Origin of the sequence: Candidatus Defluviilinea gracilis, assembly GCA_016716235.1 — a bacterium.
In the GTDB taxonomy this organism is placed as follows: Bacteria; Chloroflexota; Anaerolineae; order Anaerolineales; family Villigracilaceae; genus Defluviilinea; species Defluviilinea gracilis.
The window spans coordinates 1,226,096-1,241,917 of record JADJWS010000001.1 but is presented as its reverse complement, the minus strand read 5'-3'; the positions used below and the strand labels follow the sequence as shown (position 1 = coordinate 1,241,917).

At 54.1% G+C, this 15,822-nt stretch carries 18 protein-coding genes and 1 tRNA gene; 8 read left to right on the top strand and 11 right to left on the bottom strand.

Annotation, left to right across the window (positions count from 1 at the left end; translation table 11 throughout):
* Positions 1-61: 61 nt before the first annotated feature.
* Together IPM31_05855 and IPM31_05850 are read left to right on the top strand one after the other, a co-directional pair.
* Positions 62-406, top strand: coding sequence for a hypothetical protein (locus tag IPM31_05855; protein MBK9006500.1), 345 nt, complete (start codon positions 62-64; stop codon positions 404-406).
* Positions 407-429: 23 nt separating this feature from the next.
* Positions 430-981, top strand: coding sequence for a zf-TFIIB domain-containing protein (locus tag IPM31_05850; GenBank protein ID MBK9006499.1), 552 nt, complete (start codon positions 430-432; stop codon positions 979-981).
* A 13-nt stretch (positions 982-994) separates the two neighbouring features.
* Here IPM31_05850 and IPM31_05845 read toward each other — a convergent pair whose 3' ends face one another.
* The 8 genes from IPM31_05845 to IPM31_05810 form a co-directional block, all read right to left on the bottom strand.
* Complete coding sequence (locus IPM31_05845) at positions 995-1,684, bottom strand: response regulator transcription factor (protein MBK9006498.1); 690 nt, start codon at positions 1,682-1,684, stop codon at positions 995-997.
* Positions 1,681-4,338 carry a sensor histidine kinase KdpD gene (locus tag IPM31_05840; protein ID MBK9006497.1) on the bottom strand — a complete coding sequence of 886 codons (2,658 nt, stop codon included), beginning with the start codon at positions 4,336-4,338 and terminating at the stop codon, positions 1,681-1,683. The genes IPM31_05845 and IPM31_05840 overlap by 4 nt, the downstream gene beginning before the upstream one ends.
* Positions 4,339-4,441: 103 nt before the next feature.
* On the bottom strand, positions 4,442-5,005 hold the full coding sequence (gene kdpC, locus IPM31_05835; protein ID MBK9006496.1) for a potassium-transporting ATPase subunit KdpC: 564 nt from the start codon (positions 5,003-5,005) through the stop codon (positions 4,442-4,444).
* Complete coding sequence (locus IPM31_05830; GenBank protein ID MBK9006495.1) at positions 5,002-5,265, bottom strand: hypothetical protein; 264 nt, start codon at positions 5,263-5,265, stop codon at positions 5,002-5,004. Before IPM31_05830 ends, kdpC begins: the two co-directional genes overlap by 4 nt.
* Before the next feature lie 9 nt (positions 5,266-5,274).
* Positions 5,275-7,335 carry a potassium-transporting ATPase subunit KdpB gene (kdpB, locus tag IPM31_05825; GenBank protein ID MBK9006494.1) on the bottom strand — a complete coding sequence of 687 codons (2,061 nt, stop codon included), beginning with the start codon at positions 7,333-7,335 and terminating at the stop codon, positions 5,275-5,277.
* Positions 7,336-7,452: 117 nt separating this feature from the next.
* Positions 7,453-9,144, bottom strand: coding sequence for a potassium-transporting ATPase subunit KdpA (gene kdpA, locus IPM31_05820; GenBank protein MBK9006493.1), 1,692 nt, complete (start codon positions 9,142-9,144; stop codon positions 7,453-7,455).
* Between the two features lies 1 nt (position 9,145).
* Positions 9,146-9,238, bottom strand: a complete 93-nt coding sequence (gene kdpF, locus IPM31_05815) for a K(+)-transporting ATPase subunit F (GenBank protein MBK9006492.1) — start codon at positions 9,236-9,238, stop codon at positions 9,146-9,148.
* Complete coding sequence (locus tag IPM31_05810) at positions 9,235-9,330, bottom strand: potassium ABC transporter ATPase (GenBank protein ID MBK9006491.1); 96 nt, start codon at positions 9,328-9,330, stop codon at positions 9,235-9,237. Before IPM31_05810 ends, kdpF begins: the two co-directional genes overlap by 4 nt.
* 105 nt (positions 9,331-9,435) lie before the next feature.
* On the opposite strand from IPM31_05810, the gene IPM31_05805 reads away from it, so the two are divergent.
* A complete protein-coding gene (locus tag IPM31_05805) occupies positions 9,436-9,852 on the top strand; it encodes a hypothetical protein (GenBank protein ID MBK9006490.1) in 417 nt (138 codons plus the stop codon).
* Positions 9,852-10,568: a CPBP family intramembrane metalloprotease gene (locus tag IPM31_05800; protein ID MBK9006489.1), complete on the top strand. Its 717-nt coding sequence runs from the start codon at positions 9,852-9,854 to the stop codon at positions 10,566-10,568. Before IPM31_05805 ends, IPM31_05800 begins: the two co-directional genes overlap by 1 nt.
* A gap of 64 nt (positions 10,569-10,632) precedes the next feature.
* Here IPM31_05800 and IPM31_05795 read toward each other — a convergent pair whose 3' ends face one another.
* From IPM31_05795 to IPM31_05785, 3 genes are all read right to left on the bottom strand, one after another.
* Complete coding sequence (locus IPM31_05795; GenBank protein MBK9006488.1) at positions 10,633-11,883, bottom strand: NAD(P)/FAD-dependent oxidoreductase; 1,251 nt, start codon at positions 11,881-11,883, stop codon at positions 10,633-10,635.
* A gap of 108 nt (positions 11,884-11,991) precedes the next feature.
* Complete coding sequence (galE, locus tag IPM31_05790) at positions 11,992-12,969, bottom strand: UDP-glucose 4-epimerase GalE (protein MBK9006487.1); 978 nt, start codon at positions 12,967-12,969, stop codon at positions 11,992-11,994.
* A gap of 43 nt (positions 12,970-13,012) precedes the next feature.
* Entirely contained in the window at positions 13,013-13,900 is an 888-nt protein-coding gene (locus IPM31_05785; protein ID MBK9006486.1) for a hypothetical protein, read from the bottom strand.
* A gap of 188 nt (positions 13,901-14,088) precedes the next feature.
* Between IPM31_05785 and IPM31_05780 the strand changes: the two genes are divergently transcribed.
* The 4 genes from IPM31_05780 (at position 14,089) to IPM31_05765 (ending at position 15,819) form a co-directional block, all read left to right on the top strand.
* Positions 14,089-14,163 (top strand) — tRNA-Pro (locus tag IPM31_05780).
* A 1-nt stretch (position 14,164) separates the two neighbouring features.
* Positions 14,165-14,410 (top strand): GIY-YIG nuclease family protein, encoded by a 246-nt coding sequence (locus IPM31_05775; GenBank protein MBK9006485.1) that lies wholly within the window; start codon positions 14,165-14,167, stop codon positions 14,408-14,410.
* Between the two features lie 134 nt (positions 14,411-14,544).
* On the top strand, positions 14,545-14,847 hold the full coding sequence (locus IPM31_05770) for a hypothetical protein (GenBank protein MBK9006484.1): 303 nt from the start codon (positions 14,545-14,547) through the stop codon (positions 14,845-14,847).
* 6 nt (positions 14,848-14,853) lie between these two features.
* Positions 14,854-15,819: an NERD domain-containing protein gene (locus IPM31_05765; protein ID MBK9006483.1), complete on the top strand. Its 966-nt coding sequence runs from the start codon at positions 14,854-14,856 to the stop codon at positions 15,817-15,819.
* Positions 15,820-15,822 lie beyond the last annotated feature (3 nt).

Here is a 15,822-nt window from a genome sequence, read left to right as displayed (position 1 = left end):
TGTGAGTCAAATCCATTCTTGTCTAAAAACTTGAGAAGCAATATAAACCAAACGAGGAATTATGTACGAACGTCATCGACAACCTCTCGCAAGCCCAAAAGTGTTCGCCAACCGACTTATCCGCAACGGGTTGATTGGGTTGGCGTTAATTCTTTTTTCGCTCATCATTGGGACGCTCGGCTATCATTTCATCGAACATCTTTCATGGATCGACGCCCTGCTCAACGCATCCATGATCCTCAGCGGAATGGGACCCGTCAACCCCGTGCAGACGGATGCGGGAAAGCTCTTCGCCTCCTTCTACGCGTTATATTCAGGCATTATTCCGCTCACCGCCGCCGGCGTGTTAGCCGCGCCGATCCTGCATCGCTTCCTGCATCACTTCCATCTTGCCGATGAGAAATAGCACACATAACAATTGGAGGAAAAATGAAATGCCCTGTGGACAAGACCGACACCCTTAGCCAGATCGCGCTCATTGAAGGATTACCCGCCATGCAATGTTCGAACTGCGGCGGGATTTGGGTGGACTCGAATGCCTATCTTGCCTGGCGTAAGGGAAGAGGCGAAACGGAGTCTCGCAAATCTGCTGAAATAAAAATTGACCCTGCCTGGGATGTGGACGAATTGAAACTCTGCCCCAATTCAGGTCATATCATGGGCAGATATAAAATTCTAGCGGATTCAGATTTCCATCTTGATCGTTGCGGTCATTGCAACGGCATCTGGTTCGACAAACACGAATGGGACGCGCTGATCGAACTGGGCTTGCACGACAACGTCAACGAATTTTTCACCCGTCCATGGCAGGACGAGATCCGCTCGAGCGAGGCGCGAAATCACATGGACAAACTTTACCTTGAAAAATTCGGCGCGGACGATTATGAGCATGTCAAGAAAGTCCGCGAGTGGATGAAAGATCATCCGAAGCGGGGGATGTTGCTGGCGTATCTACAAGCCAGCGATCCGTATGCAGTTTGAACGGACGTAGAAATCAAGAGTCAACTCTCAACCGATACCCCACCCCCGCCTCGGTGACAAGATACGTCGGCCTCGCCGCGTCGGGTTCGATCTTGCGCCGCAGGTTGCTGATGTTGACTCGCAGAATGTGCATATCGTCGTAGCCTTCGCCCCAAACCAGTTTCAACAATTGACGATGCGTAATGACCTTGCCCGCGTGGGTAATCAACGCTTTGAGCAGGTCATACTCCGTCGGCGTGAGCGCGATTTCCTTTTCGTTCAGAGCCACTACACGGCGGGAGACATCCATTGTCAAGGCGCCGATTTGAAAGACAGGCTCGTCCGCGTTTGTCAGTTGTCTTCTTTGCGCAACTCTCATGCGAGCCATTAATTCGCCCGTGCCGAAGGGTTTTGTCAAGTAATCGTCCGCGCCCGCATCGAGCGCGGCGATTTTGTCATTCTCCGCCTCGCGGACGGATAGAATGATGATCGGCGTTTGCGACCATTCTCTTAAGCGGCGAGTCACTTCAATGCCGTCCATATCGGGCAAGCCCAAATCTAAAATGATCATATCGGGGCGGTGAGACAACACGGCTTGAATCGCTTCATTCCCATCGCTGGCTTCATAGACCGTAAAACCTTGCGCGGTCAACGCGGCGCGTAAATACCTGCGGATGGGAGTTTCATCGTCCACAACTAAAATTCGTTGATTGGTCTGCGTCATGCCCCCAATGGTAATTCAATTTCAACGACCGTGCCATTGCCTTCACGATTCATGGCGCGGATCGTCCCTCCGTGAATCTCGACGATGCTCTTGCTGATGGAAAGCCCCAAGCCAGTTCCGCCAACATTTTGCGGATGATGCGCGCGATAAAACTTTTCAAAGATGTGAACCAGATCGTCCGCTGGGATGCCAACTCCACGGTCCGCGATTGTGAGGCGCATGGTTGAGTCCAGCGCGGATGCGGAAATTTCGATCAAAGAATTTTCAGGAGAATACTTTATCGCATTCTCCAATAAATTCACGACCACTTGCACCATCAAAGCAAAATCCATTTGCGCGAGCGGAAAATCGGCGGGGATATTTGTTTGGATCTGATGCTTGCCGACGCGCCAGCCAAGTTGCTCGATGGCTGTGCCGATCAAATCCTGTATATCTCGCGGCTCCAGGTTTAATTTAATGACGCCGCTTTCAATGCGCGTCATGTTCAATAAATTGCCAACCAGGCGGTTCAATCGGTCGGCTTCGCCGCGCGCGTTTTCGATTAATGTGTCTCGCGTTGTTTCATCCATGCCATCATAATTTTCATCCAGCGCGGTCAACGCCCCAGTGATCGAAACCAGCGGCGTGCGCAAATCGTGCGAAACGGAATTGAGCAGGGCGTTTTGCAGTTTTTCAGCCGATTGCATCAAACTGATTTTCTGCGTTTGTTCTTCCAGTAAAGCGCGTTCGATGGCTTGCGCGCCCTGATTGGCAAAGGCTTCCACCAGTCGTCTTTTTGCGGGGGCAAGGTCCATTTGAGACGAGTTCAATTTTCCGATCCCTAACACGCCCACAACGCCGCCCGCTGTTTTCAACGGCAGGTAGCGTAGTTGCGCGGCTGGCAGGGTATTTGTATAACGCCCCGCAGGTTCCGCGTGACGATAGACCCAATCTGCCACCGCGATTTCTTCATCGCTCAATTTCAGATCGTCGCTACTGATCCGTATTTCAAGTTTGTCTTCCTTTGCCAGCAATACGGCAACCGCTTTTTCAAAAGTTTGTTCGAAATGTTTTTTCAACTGTCTCAAGATCGTTTCGAGATCGGCGGAGGACGCCAGGTCGCGGCTCAGGTCGTACAACTCCGCTGTTTCCGCCTCGCGCTGACGCGCCGCCTGCGCTTGTTCGCTCGCCCAAGCCGTTAATTGGCTGATCACCATGCCCACCAAAAATAAAGCGATGAACGTAATAATGTACTGCGTATCGGAAACAGAGAACGAAAAATGCGGCGCGATAAAAAGGAAATCAAACGCCAGAATGCCCAGTATGGACGCCAGGACGGCGGGCCCGCGCCCCAAATAGACGGCGGAAACCACAACCGCCAATAAATAGACCATGACAAGGTTGGTAGGCTCAAGCCGCCAACCGATGAAACCACCCAGGAGGGTAGCCAGCGCCACCAGCACAACGCTCCAAAGATAACGCGCAAGCGGGCTGTGCAGTTTGAAAGGGTTCTCGTCCGCTGGAAAAGACGGCGTGTCGTTGCTGGCGACGACATAGACATCCACATCCCTGCTTTTGCGGATCAAGCTATCCACCAGCGAGCCGCGAATCATTTCCTGCCAGCGCGGGCGCAGAGGTTTGCCAGCCACAATTTTTGTAATATTATTTTTCCGCGCAAATTCAATGACAGTTTGTGAAATGGATTCAATGGAGGCGCCCGCGCTCACCGTATAAGACCGCGCGCCCAGATCCTCCGCGAGTTGCAAAATTTTCGCAACCCGTTCGCGTTTCGGCTCGGACATGGCAATAGATTGCGGCGTTTCAATAAATAACGCGATCCACTCCGCGTTTAGTTCTTCAGATAATCTTCTGGTTGTGCGCACCAGCCGCTCGCTCAACGGACTGGGGCTGATACAAACCAACAGTCTTTCCGTCGCCGCCCACGGACCAGGAATCGCCCGCGTTTGCATGTATGCCCGCATCTGGTTATCCACGCGTTCCGCCGCGCGGCGCAAAGACATCTCGCGCAGGGCGGTGAGATTCCCTTTGCGGAAAAATTTATCAATGGCGCGGCTGGCTTGTTCGGGGATGTAGACTTTACCTTCATTCAAACGCGCCAATAATTCATCGGGCGGTAAATCAATCAATTCGATTTCAAAGGCTTCGTCCATAACAGAATCGGGAATGGTCTCTTTCACCACCACGCCCGTCACTTGCGCCACAATATCGTTCATACTTTCAAGATGTTGAATGTTCAACGTGGTGTACACGTCAATCCCCGCGTCTAAAATTTCCTGCACGTCTTGATAACGCTTGGGGTGGCGCGAACCAGAAGCGTTGGTGTGAGCGAACTCATCCACCAGCACGATGGCGGGCTTGCGCCCCAGAACCGCGTCCACATCCATTTCAGGCAGGGTCGTGCCGCGATAATCCACTTGTTTGCGCGGCAGAACTTCCAACCCCTCAACCAACTCTTCGGTTTCTTTGCGTTTATGCGTTTCAATATAGCCGACAACAATATCAATGCCCTGCTCCCTGCGTTGATGCGCGGCTTGAAGCATGGCGTAGGTCTTCCCCACGCCCGCCGCATAGCCGAGGAAGATTTTCAACTTTCCTCGGCTATGTTCTTCTGCTTGAATATTTTTCAATAACTCATCGGGGTCTGGGCGTTGCATAAAGATATTGTATTCCTATTCTCCCTCATCCCCAACCCTTCTCCCTTTGGGAGAAGGGTGTCTGAGTCCCCTCTCCAACGGGAGAGGGCTAGGGTGAGGGGATTTATTCAATTCCATCCAAAGCCAAATTCAACAACAACACATTGACTCGCGGCTCGCCCAGAAAACCAAACTGACGACCTATGGTGTATTGATTCACCAACGCGACGACATCCGCTTCATTCACGCCTCGGCTGGTTGCCACGCGGGAAACCTGATACAACGCCGCGGCGACGCTGACGTGAGGGTCGAGTCCGCTCCCCGAAGCAGTGACCAGGTCCACAGGAATCGGAAGCGCGTTGTTGGGGTCAGCCGCTTTCAGGGCGTCAATCCGCGCCTGCACGGCTTCGATCAAAGCGGGATTCATCGGTCCGTAGTTGGAGCCAGACGAGGTGGAAGAGTCGTAATTGACCGCCGATAAACGTCCCCAAAAATATTTCGGATCGTCGAACTGTTGACCGATCAATTCGGAGCCGTAGGTTTTCCCGTCAATGACGATGAGACTGCCGTTGGCTTGATGCAGAAACGCAAGTTGGGCAATGCCCGTCACCGCCAGCGGATAGATCACGCCCGTGACGACGGTGAGCAAAATAAAAATAGTAAGCGCGGGGCGAAGTTGTGTGTTCATGAGTTAAAGGTTCCTGTAAAGTAAGCGACAAACCAGAAGATGGATGTGATGAATAACCAGGGTTGCCATGCGAGCGGTATGTTCAAAACGTTGGGCGCAATTGCGCCAGCGGCGAATATAACCGTGAGAGCCGCCAGCAAAAACGGCTTGATGATTTTTGAATACTCGCTTGGTTTCATCGAAACTTCTTTCCGAGTTGAAACAAAAGGTTTCTGCCTGATGTTTTCCAGATATGGATACGATAAATTGTGAACTGTCATCTCAGCCTCCTAGACCAATCCAAACGCTACCAATGCCATGTCAATCACTTTGATGCCGATGAACGGCACGAACAAACCGCCGAGACCGTAGATCAAAAGGTTGTCTCTCAGCAATTGCGCCGCGCCCACCGCGCGATACGGCACGCCGCGCAACGCCAATGGGATTAATGCGACGATAATCAGCGCGTTGAAAATCACTGCCGAAAGGATGGCGCTTTCAGGCGTTGCCAGCCCCATAAAGTTCAATGTTTGCAATTGCGGGTAGGTGGCGGCGAACGCGGCGGGGATGATGGCAAAATATTTCGCCACATCGTTGGCAAGGCTGAAGGTGGTCAGCGAACCGCGCGTCATCAAGAGTTGTTTGCCGATTTCAACGATCTCGATCAATTTGGTTGGGTTGCTATCGAGGTCCACCATGTTGGCGGCTTCGCGCGCGGGTTGCGTGCCAGTGTTCATCGCAACGGCAACGTCGGCTTGGGCGAGCGCGGGCGCGTCGTTTGTGCCGTCGCCCGTCATGGCAACGAGTCGTCCGCCCGTTTGATATTCGCGGATCAATTTCAACTTCGCTTCGGGCGTGGCTTGCGCGAGAAAATCATCCACGCCCGCTTCGGCGGCGATGGCGGCGGCGGTGAGCGGGTTGTCGCCTGTGATCATCACGGTTTTGATTCCCATCTTTCGCAAGTGCGCGAAGCTTTCCTTCATACCGCCTTTGACGATGTCCTTCAAATGGATCACGCCGAGGGCTTGGTTGTCGCGCGTCACAACCAGAGGCGTGCCGCCAGTTCGGGCGATTGAATCAACTGTCGGCTTGAGGTCAGAAGCGACGGCGCCTCCGTTGGACTGGATCAATTCGATCATCGTGTCGGGCGCGCCTTTTCGGATCGAAGTTCCATTGAAATTAACGCCGCTCATGCGCGTTTGCGCGGTAAATGGGACGAAGTGCATCTTCTCCATGGTTTTGCCGCGCAAGCCAAATTTTTCTTTTGCCAACACGACGATGGAACGACCTTCAGGAGTTTCATCTGCCAATGACGCGAGTTGCGCGGCTTCGGCAAGTTCTTGAACGGGAAGATTGTTGACGGGGATAAACTCAACCGCCTGACGATTGCCCAACGTGATCGTTCCCGTTTTATCGAGCAGTAACACATCCACATCGCCCGCCGCTTCCACCGCGCGACCCGACATGGCGATGACGTTGCGTTGGATCATCCTGTCCATGCCTGCAATGCCAATGGCGGAAAGCAACCCGCCGATGGTGGTTGGGATCAAACACACCAGCAAGGCAACCAACACGGTGATGGTGATCGCGCCGCCGCTGAACATTGAGAACGGCAGTAACGTGGCGCACACAACCAAAAAGATGATGGTGAAGCCCGCCAGCAAAATATTCAACGCGATTTCATTCGGCGTCTTTTGCCGTTTCGCGCCCTCGACCATGCTGATCATGCGATCTAAAAATCCATGCCCAGGGTCGGCGCTGACTTTGACAATTAACCAATCGGACAAAAGTCTCGTGCCGCCCGTGACTGCGGAACGGTCGCCGCCCGCTTCTCTCACGACGGGAGCTGATTCGCCCGTGACGGCGCTCTCGTCCACCGACGCGATTCCCGCGACGATCTCGCCGTCGGCTGGCAGAATATCTCCCACAACGACCAGATATAAATCATCTTTGCGAAGCGCGGTGGAGGAAACAATTTCATGCTTTACATTGGCGTCAAATGTTTCAGCCTTTGACGCAACTTTCTTCGCGGGCGTATCCTGCCGCGCCTTGCGAAGCGACTCGGCTTGCGCTTTGCCGCGTCCCTCGGCGACGGCTTCGGAGAAGTTTGCAAATAACACAGTGAACCACAGCCATAAGGCAATCGCGCCAATGAAACTCGTCGGCGCCTCGCCTTGACCGAAGATGGCTTGAATCCACAAGATGGTCGTCAGCGCGCTCCCCACCTCCACCACGAACATGACGGGGTTGCGGACCATCCAACGCGGGTTGAGTTTGATAAACGATTCCACAATCGCGCGGCGGTACATTTCCTGTTTCATTTGAGTTTGTTTTTTTGTTTGAGTTGTCATAGTAATTCTCTTTTCACCACAAAGGCTTGCATTGAGCCTGTCGAAATGTCACGAAGGTACACAAAGGTTTTTAAATCTTTTCCTTAGTGACACTTTGTGTCCTTCGTGGTTAAGGTCTTATTTAAATATCATCAAATGTTCCACAATCGGACCCAACGCCAGCGCGGGCAAATAACTCAACGCGCCGACGATGACGATGACGCCGATCAACCAGCCGATGAACAAAGGCGTATGCGTCGGCAAAGTGCCGTTGCTGACGGGCGTCTTCTTTTTATTCGCCAGCGAGCCTGCCACCGCCAATATCGGAACCGCCAGCCAAAACCGAACGATCAACATGGCGAGTCCCAACGCGGTGTTGTAAAACGGATTGTTCGCTCCCAGCCCCGCAAACGCCGAACCGTTGTTCGCCGCCGTGGACGAAAAGGCATACAACACTTCGCTGAACCCATGCGCCGACGGGTTGAAGATCGTGGCTCTGCCCGCTTCGCTCATCAACGCGATGGCTGTCCCAACCAACGTCACGATCACAGGCACAAGAATCACGAGCGACGCCATTTTCATTTCGTAGGCTTCGATCTTTTTGCCGAGATATTCAGGCGTGCGCCCCACCATCAACCCCGCCACAAAAACGGCAATGATGACGAACGCCAACATGCCATACAGCCCAGAGCCGACTCCGCCGAAAATGATCTCGCCGAGTTGCATCAGCCACATGGGCACGAGTCCGCCCAGCGGCATATATGAATCGAGCATCGAGTTGACCGCGCCGTTCGACACGGACGTTGTAGCAGTTGCCCACAATGCGGAGTTCACGATCCCAAAGCGGACTTCCTTACCTTCCATATTCCCGCCTGCGACTCCCAACGCCTCTATCGCAGGGTTGGCTGTTTTCTCCGACCAAACCGTCACGCCCAGTAAAGAGACGAACACAATCGTCATGGCGATCAGTAGCGACCACCCCTGGCGCGTGTCGCCGATCATCTTCCCGTAGGTGTAGCAAAGCGCGGCGGGAATTAATACGAGGGCGAGCATCTCCAGAAAATTTGAAAACGGCGTCGCGTTCTCAAGCGGATGCGCGGAGTTGGTGTTGAAGAATCCGCCGCCGTTTGTGCCGAGTTGTTTGATTGCGATCTGCGAAGCGGCGGGACCGACCGCAATGGTCTGCTCGCCCGATTGAAGCGACACGGCGGTTTGTGATTCGTTGAAAGTTTGCACAACGCCTTGCGAAACTAAAGCCAGCGATAGCGCCAGCGCAAGCGGCACAAGGATATACAAAGCGCTTCTGGTTAAATCCACCCAGAAGTTGCCAATCTCTTTCGTGGTGTGTCGGACGATTCCGCGAATCAACGCGACCAAGACCGCCATGCCCGTCGCGGCAGAGACGAAGTTTTGCACGGTCATTGCCAGCATTTGGGTCAGGTAACTCATCGTTGTTTCGCCGCCGTAGCCCTGCCAATTGGTATTGGTGACAAAGCTGGTGGCTGTGTTCCATGAAGAATCAGGCGTGACCGCGCCGAATCCCTGCGGATTCAATGGCAACAAAAACTGAACTCTTTGCAGAAAATAGACAGCCAGCAAGCCAATTGCATTGAACAGCAACATCGCAACGGCGTATGTTTTCCAATTCATCTCCGTTTTTGAGTCCACACCTGAAGCGCGGTAAATGAATCGTTCAACGGGATCAAGTATCGGGTCGAGAACGACGCGCTCGTTTTGGTAGACGCGCGCCATATATCCGCCCAGCGGTTTGACCAAAGCGAACAAAACGGTCAGGTAGAAAAGAATTTGAAGCCAATCGTAGATGTTCATGTTATCCAAACCATTCTGGTTTCAACAAGGCTAAAACGAGATAGCCAAACAAAATTAAAGTAAGTACGCCTGCGATCACATACAAGGCGTTCATTTGTTCTCCATCAGGCGGTCACAAATGGCGAGCAAGCCAAAAGTGAGCGCGAAAAACAAAAGGGTCAATCCAACAAAGAGAATGTCATTCATGCGTGCCTCCATTGGATGCAGTGTATTCAGTTGCGCGTCAAATTGGGGTTAAGGAAACAAGCGCGAAGGTCAAGAAAGTATCAAGACTTGTGCGATAATCAAGATATGGAATTCACCCCGCTTCATTTTTTAGATCATCCGATTGAAGTCATCTTCGATTCCCCTCCCGCGCTCGAGAAGAGTCCCACCTGCCCAAATGGATTTGTCTGGGAAGGCAAAACGTATCGCGTGATCGAAATGCTCTCGGCATGGACAGATTTCAAGCGGCGCGGAAAGATGGCGCGCAATATGCAGCCTGAGCACGCGGCTGTGGCATCCAATCGCGGGTCGTTGAATGTGGGCAGGTTTTATTTTCGCGTACGTGTTTCCGTTCATCCCGCAAACCGCGTTCATCCAGCAGTTCAACTGCTGGATGAACGAACTCAAGAACAAATCTTCGATATTTACTATGACCGCGCGATGAAAAACGTAGATGACCGCAAAGGTCAATGGGTTGTTTATAGAGAGGTAGGAGAAGGCTGATGGAAGAGAATCAGGTTGAGGTCAGGCAAGAAGCGCGGGAAGTCCCATGGTCGATCCTCGATACGTGGCTCGGCGTCGTATTGTTGATACTGATCAGCGTCGGCATACTCGTGGTCGGGTTCCTGTTTCAAGAGGAAGCGAAGCAGTTTGCGCGCGGCGCGGGAGTCATGTTTGCCGAAATGATCTATCTCGTGCCGGTGCTGGTCATTTTTGCGTGGAAGCGCATCCGCCCCGGGCTTCTCGGCTTCGTCAAATTCGATTCGCTTACGATGGGCTTGGGGTGCGGATTATTGATCGTCGCCTACGGCATCGTCATCGCGCATAACGTTCTGCTGACGCTTCTTGGCGTGGATACGCAAGGCGAGGCGGTGATGAAGATGTTTTCCGAACTCGATTCGCCTCTCTGGCTGTTTCTCACCGGCGTGATCATTGCCCCGCTTGTGGAGGAAATTTTCTTTAGGGGATTTTTATTTCAAGGATTTCGACAACGCTACGGCTGGATTGCGGCGCTCCTGCTGAGCTCTGGAATTTTTGCCGCTTCGCATCTCGATCCCGTTTCGTTCATCCCGACGTTCGTGCTGGGCGCGGTGTTGGGATACGTGTATCACCGCTCCAATTCATTGTGGCCCAGCATCATCCTGCATTTCCTCAACAACGGGTTTGCCATGTGCCTAATGCTTGCCGCCATTCGCTTCCCGGAGATATTTCCTTCGTGATCTCACGTTGCCAATCACGCTTAGTTACTGCGGCAGTTGAACTGCCGCAGTAACGGAACCATCATCAATACCTCGTGATCAACCTCACCTGATTATCGTAAAAGAAATAATCCCACGCCCAGTTGATCATCACCACGAGTCGGTTGCGAAAACCGATGATGCGATAAATGTGCAAGCCCACCCAGATCACCCATGCAATGAATCCGCTGAACGAGAGCCCCCAAATCCGCGCGACCGCCGCGTTCCGCCCGATGGTGGCGAGCAAGCCCGGGTCCTTGTAACGAAACGCGCGCTGACTCTGCCCCTTGATCGCGCGCCGAATATTATCCGCCGCAACATTCCCCTGCTGGATCGCCACCGTCGAAAGCATCGGCAGGGGCTGATGATTTTCATCTTCGAGATACGCCGCGTCGCCGATGACGTAAACTTCGGGATGATTCGGCAATTGCAAGGTCGCCTCGGTTCTCACCCGACCTGAACCTGCCCGCGCCGCCTCAAGCGACTCGACTACTTCAGCCGTCTGCACGCCCGCCGTCCAGATCAGCGTGTTTGCTTCAATACCTGTTCCATCGGCAAGCGAAATTCTTTGACCGTTGAAATCGGTCAACCGCGCATTGAAAATCACTTCCACATTTTTCTTTTGCAACAAACGAAGCGTTGCCCTTCGCAACTGATCGGGATAACTTGCAATCAACGCGCCGCCCGCTTCGAGCAACAACACACGCGCCTCGCGCACATCGAGTTCGGGATATTCCTTCCTCATCACATGCGAGATCAACTCCGCCAACGCGCCCGCCACTTCCACGCCCGTCGGTCCGCCGCCGATGATGGCGAACGTGAGCATGGCGCGGCGTTTGTCGGCGTCCGCTTCATGGCTGGCGCGCTCGAACATGGACAGTAAATGATTCCGCGTGCGGATCGCGCTTTCAATGTTCTTGATGTAGAGCGCGTTCTGTTCCACCGATTCAATGCCGAAGAAATTCATCCGTCCGCCCGCGGCGACGATGAGATGATCGTACGCGATGACCGAACCGTCCAGTTTGACGAACTTTTCATCGAGGTTGATCTCGTTCACTTCGCCCATCTGGAACGTCAGATTTTTCTGGTCGCGGAAGATCGTCCGCACGGGGAAGGCGACCTGCGACGGCACCAGCGCGGCAATCGCCACCTGATATAGCAACGGCTGAAACAAGTGGTAGTTATTTCTGTCAATCAGAGTGATGCGCACAGGCGCGTTCCTCAACTTCTTGGCGGCGGTCAACCCGCCGAAGCCTGCGCCGAGAATGACCACGTGGGGGATTGTATGGGTGTCCATATCACACTCCTTAATTGTGATAATTTTCACAATTATAACCAAAGGGGTCTGATTTGTAAAGTACCTCCCTGCTTTTCATACAACCTTCTAACTCAACCGCCGAGGTGGCTATCCCTCATATCCATGCGGGTGCGACTTGTGCCACTCCCACGCGCTGGAGATGATCTCGCGCAAGTCATCGTGCTGAGGCTTCCAACCGAGTTCGCGTTTTATTTTTTCGGATGAGGCGACCAGCCGCGCAGAGTCGCCGGGGCGGCGGGGATGCTCGATGGACTGAATCAACTGTCCCGTGACTTGACGCGCGGTGTCGATCACTTCGCGCACCGAGTAGCCATGTCCGCTTCCGAGGTTGTAGATCAGGCGGTCGCGTTCGGAGAGTCCGCTTAAGGCGAGGATGTGCGCGTCGGCGAGGTCGGCGATGTGAACATAGTCGCGGATGCACGTGCCGTCGGGCGTTGGATAATCGGCGCCGAAAATTTTGATCGCATCGCTTTGCCCGAGCGCCACGCGCAACACCAGTGGGATGAGGTGCGACTCGGGCTGGTGCGCCTCGCCTCGATTGGGCAACGCGCCGCAGGCGTTGAAGTAGCGAAGCGCGGCAAAATGCAAGCCGTGAATTTCACGATACCAATCGAGCGCCTGTTCGACCATGAGTTTGGTATGCCCATACACGTTCGTTGGACCGAGCGGAGAGTCTTCGTTGAGCGGCTCTTCACTGGATTTGAACACCGCCGCCGTAGACGATAACACAAACCGCTTCACTCCCGCCCGTACGGCTGTTTCTATCAGCGTGAGCGCGTTCGTGAAGTTGTTTTGATAAAAGCGACCGGGGTCTTTCATGCTTTCGCCCGCTTCGATAAACGCCGCAAAGTGCATCACCGCGTCGAATTTTTTTTTCGTGAAAGTTTCTATCAGTGTATGGCTATCCGCCAGATCGGCTTCAATGAAGTTTGCTCCCTCCGGCGCTGCGGCGCGATGACCGGTGACGAGCGAGTCGTAGACGCTGACAGAATGCCCCCCTTTGATCAATGCTTCTGCGGTGACCGAGCCGATGTAGCCCGCTCCGCCGGTGACGAGGATGTTCATAAAGTCTCCTGAATGAAAGGATTATAAACGTGATGAATGTTCATTAGTTGTTCCATTGGCTTGCATACCAGCGGATATATTCCTCCACGTGCGCCGACCAGTATTCTTCGGTATGCTCGCCGGTGTAGATGTGCCATTCATGCGGAACATCGAATTGGGCGAAGATGGCTTCGACCTGGGTGGCGGAGGCAAGTTCCTGATCGTTGTCGCCAATGTCCATGAAGATGGTGGGGCGCGAGGCGAGGGGCGCGGACTGGATCCACCCCGCCACTTTGGATGCGTCGCGTTGAAAGACGGCGAGGGAGTGCAAGCCGATAATACTGAACAGTTCGGGGTGGGTTAATCCAAGATTCAACGCCCAACCTGCGCCGCGCGACATGCCGCCAATGGCGCGGTAGCGAGGATCGGGGATGACGCGGTAGGTTTCGTCGATGAAGGGGATCAACTCGTCGGTGAGGCGCGCGCCAAAGGTTGTCCCTGCGGGGGTGTACCAGTAATGGTCGTCTGGGAACACGATGATGAAGGGCATCGCCTCGCCGCTCATGATGAGGCGGTCGAGAACGCCTGCCGCGCCGAGGCGGATCCATTGATCGGCGGTGTAGGTTTGTCCGTGCAGAAGGTAGAGGACGGGGTAGCGTTTGTCGGCGCGTTCATCGTAGCACGGGGGCAGGTAAACGATGAACTCTTGCGGAGGATTGGAGGATTTGAGAATTGAATCTTCCAACCTTCCGGGTTTGGCGAGGCAGGCAATGGGCGTGGACGTGGGAGTGGCTGTGGAAGGGGCAAAAGTAGGGAGCGGCGTGAGGGTTGAAGTTGCCGTCGCTGGAACAATTGTGGGAGTTGGTAGCGCTTGGGCAGTGGAGCAGGCAGAAAGGAAGAAAAGAAACGCGAGAGGAATCGCTATCCGTTTTATTGCTTGACGGCTGTTCATCCGACGCATTATACTCGTCGCACTTGATACAGTTCGAGGCGTGGCGCAGTCCGGTTAGCGCGTGGCGCATGTGCGCCAAGGCCGGAGTGCGCATCCCCCACCATTTCGTTTCGGGGCGTGGCGCAGTCCGGTTAGCGCGTGGCGCATGTGCGCCAAGGCCGGAGTGCGCATCCCCCACCATTTCGTTTCGGGGCGTGGCGCAGTCCGGTTAGCGCGCTTGCTTTGGGAGCAAGAGGCCGTAGGTTCGAATCCTATCGCCCCGACTTGTTTTATATTTATATCATCCACAGCCAAAGCCGACAAAGATATTATGTTGGTTCAACGGAATCTCTTGAAAGGCGCCTGCAAGAGCATAATGTGGGAAAATCAAAGTCAACACGCGCAGGCGTTCCATGGCAACTTGTCCATAGAGAAGATTTCGAGACGCGTTCAGAAGCCATGGCGCAAGAGAAAAAGGTTAAAGCGCGAGGAATTGAACGTTATCTATCCGACCTTCAAAAGTCCGGCTAGCGCGTGGCGCAATGGAGCCAAGGCACCGGGTTCGAATCCCGGCGCCCCGACACGTTCCGTGGGCAGTTGATCTGCCGACGGAACTTTTTTTGTTCGATTGTTTAATGCTACAATACGCGCGGAGTTGATATTCTATGGCAAAGAAACAAGATGGCGTGGTTGAAGCAGTCCGTTACAAGAACGGGCAAATTGTAGCCGTGCGGGCTTATGAACGGCGCGGGTCATCGTATTCGGACCGGGTGTTGATCGACCGTAAAGACCTGCTGGAGCGAATCAAAAAAGGGAAACTGCTGGTGGTCGGTACGCGCAAGGAATTGCTGGCGAGCACGTTCGAAGCCGGTAAATCACTGCGGGTCGTCAGCCGGGATGGGAAGGAATTTATCGCCACGCTGGATTCGGCCGAGCGCGATCTACTGGAACAGGCGCCGGTCTTTTAGACTCCCATGAAGATCATCGACCAAACCCCTCTGATCGACGAGAAAGGCAACCTTGGGTTCAGCCAGCGAATTCAGGGCATGTTGAAGTTTGGCTTTAACTGGCCCACTGAATTGCTGGCTCAGAAAGCGATCATCACGTACTTCGATCGAAACCTCGAAAAGGGATACACCCTGATCCGTAACCAGATCCTCGGGCAAAGCGCCATTATGATTCCGCTCATCTTGATCGGGCCGGCGGGGATGTTCGCCATCAACATTGCTTATGTAAAGGGCAGGTATGAGGCGAAAGGCGAGTCATGGAGTGTGGAATCGGGAAACCGCTTCAAGCCCGCGCCGGTGAACCTGGTCCAGTCCACGGCGCGGATGGCGCGGGCGTTGACCGCATTCATTGAGCGACAGGGGACGAGGGTGCCGGAGCCGATTGAATCGGTGTTGATCGCGGCAGACCCAGGCTTGCACGTGGAAACGGATAAGCCCGCCGTTCGTGTTTTGATGGTGGATGGGATCAAACCGTTCGTGACGGGGCTTTCCAACACCATGCCCGTATTGAGATCCGATTTGGCGCTCGACATGGTGGAGCGCATCACCAACCCGCGCCCTCCCAAGCAGAAGACGAATCCTCCCCAGCCCGCGCCGATGGTTGCGCCTCGCCAACAACCTGCGGTGGCGGCGCCGGTTGCGCCACCGCCACCGCAGGAAAATATTTCGCGCGCGCGCGCCATCTTCAGCGCGGCGGGTGAAGAGAAACCCATCAACCCCGCCGATTTCGACTTTGCCCTGGCAGAGGATGCGGCGGCTGTGAAAGCAATACAGCAGACGCGCGGTGGAGCAAATTCCATATCGGGAACGAAACGGAGTTCGCGCCGAATCCTGGGTATGACGATGAAACAGGTCGTCCTACTTGGAGCGCTGGCGTTTGCCTTCGTGTGTATTCTGGCGATATTTGGTTATGTGATCTTTAGCATGTCTTGAGTT

What these genes read in the sequence shown, in the direction of transcription:
- IPM31_05855 (MBK9006500.1), top strand. Translation starts at nt 62, where the DNA reads ATGTACGAACGTCATCGACAACCTCTCGCAAGCCCAAAAGTGTTCGCC.
- IPM31_05850 (MBK9006499.1), top strand. Translation starts at nt 430, where the DNA reads ATGAAATGCCCTGTGGACAAGACCGACACCCTTAGCCAGATCGCGCTC.
- IPM31_05845 (MBK9006498.1), bottom strand. Translation starts at nt 1,684, where the DNA reads ATGACGCAGACCAATCAACGAATTTTAGTTGTGGACGATGAAACTCCC.
- IPM31_05840 (MBK9006497.1), bottom strand. Translation starts at nt 4,338, where the DNA reads ATGCAACGCCCAGACCCCGATGAGTTATTGAAAAATATTCAAGCAGAA.
- kdpC (MBK9006496.1), bottom strand. Translation starts at nt 5,005, where the DNA reads ATGAACACACAACTTCGCCCCGCGCTTACTATTTTTATTTTGCTCACC.
- IPM31_05830 (MBK9006495.1), bottom strand. Translation starts at nt 5,265, where the DNA reads ATGACAGTTCACAATTTATCGTATCCATATCTGGAAAACATCAGGCAG.
- kdpB (MBK9006494.1), bottom strand. Translation starts at nt 7,335, where the DNA reads ATGACAACTCAAACAAAAAAACAAACTCAAATGAAACAGGAAATGTAC.
- kdpA (MBK9006493.1), bottom strand. Translation starts at nt 9,144, where the DNA reads ATGAACATCTACGATTGGCTTCAAATTCTTTTCTACCTGACCGTTTTG.
- kdpF (MBK9006492.1), bottom strand. Translation starts at nt 9,238, where the DNA reads ATGAACGCCTTGTATGTGATCGCAGGCGTACTTACTTTAATTTTGTTT.
- IPM31_05810 (MBK9006491.1), bottom strand. Translation starts at nt 9,330, where the DNA reads ATGAATGACATTCTCTTTGTTGGATTGACCCTTTTGTTTTTCGCGCTC.
- IPM31_05805 (MBK9006490.1), top strand. Translation starts at nt 9,436, where the DNA reads ATGGAATTCACCCCGCTTCATTTTTTAGATCATCCGATTGAAGTCATC.
- IPM31_05800 (MBK9006489.1), top strand. Translation starts at nt 9,852, where the DNA reads ATGGAAGAGAATCAGGTTGAGGTCAGGCAAGAAGCGCGGGAAGTCCCA.
- IPM31_05795 (MBK9006488.1), bottom strand. Translation starts at nt 11,883, where the DNA reads ATGGACACCCATACAATCCCCCACGTGGTCATTCTCGGCGCAGGCTTC.
- galE (MBK9006487.1), bottom strand. Translation starts at nt 12,969, where the DNA reads ATGAACATCCTCGTCACCGGCGGAGCGGGCTACATCGGCTCGGTCACC.
- IPM31_05785 (MBK9006486.1), bottom strand. Translation starts at nt 13,900, where the DNA reads ATGAACAGCCGTCAAGCAATAAAACGGATAGCGATTCCTCTCGCGTTT.
- IPM31_05770 (MBK9006484.1), top strand. Translation starts at nt 14,545, where the DNA reads ATGGCAAAGAAACAAGATGGCGTGGTTGAAGCAGTCCGTTACAAGAAC.
- IPM31_05765 (MBK9006483.1), top strand. Translation starts at nt 14,854, where the DNA reads ATGAAGATCATCGACCAAACCCCTCTGATCGACGAGAAAGGCAACCTT.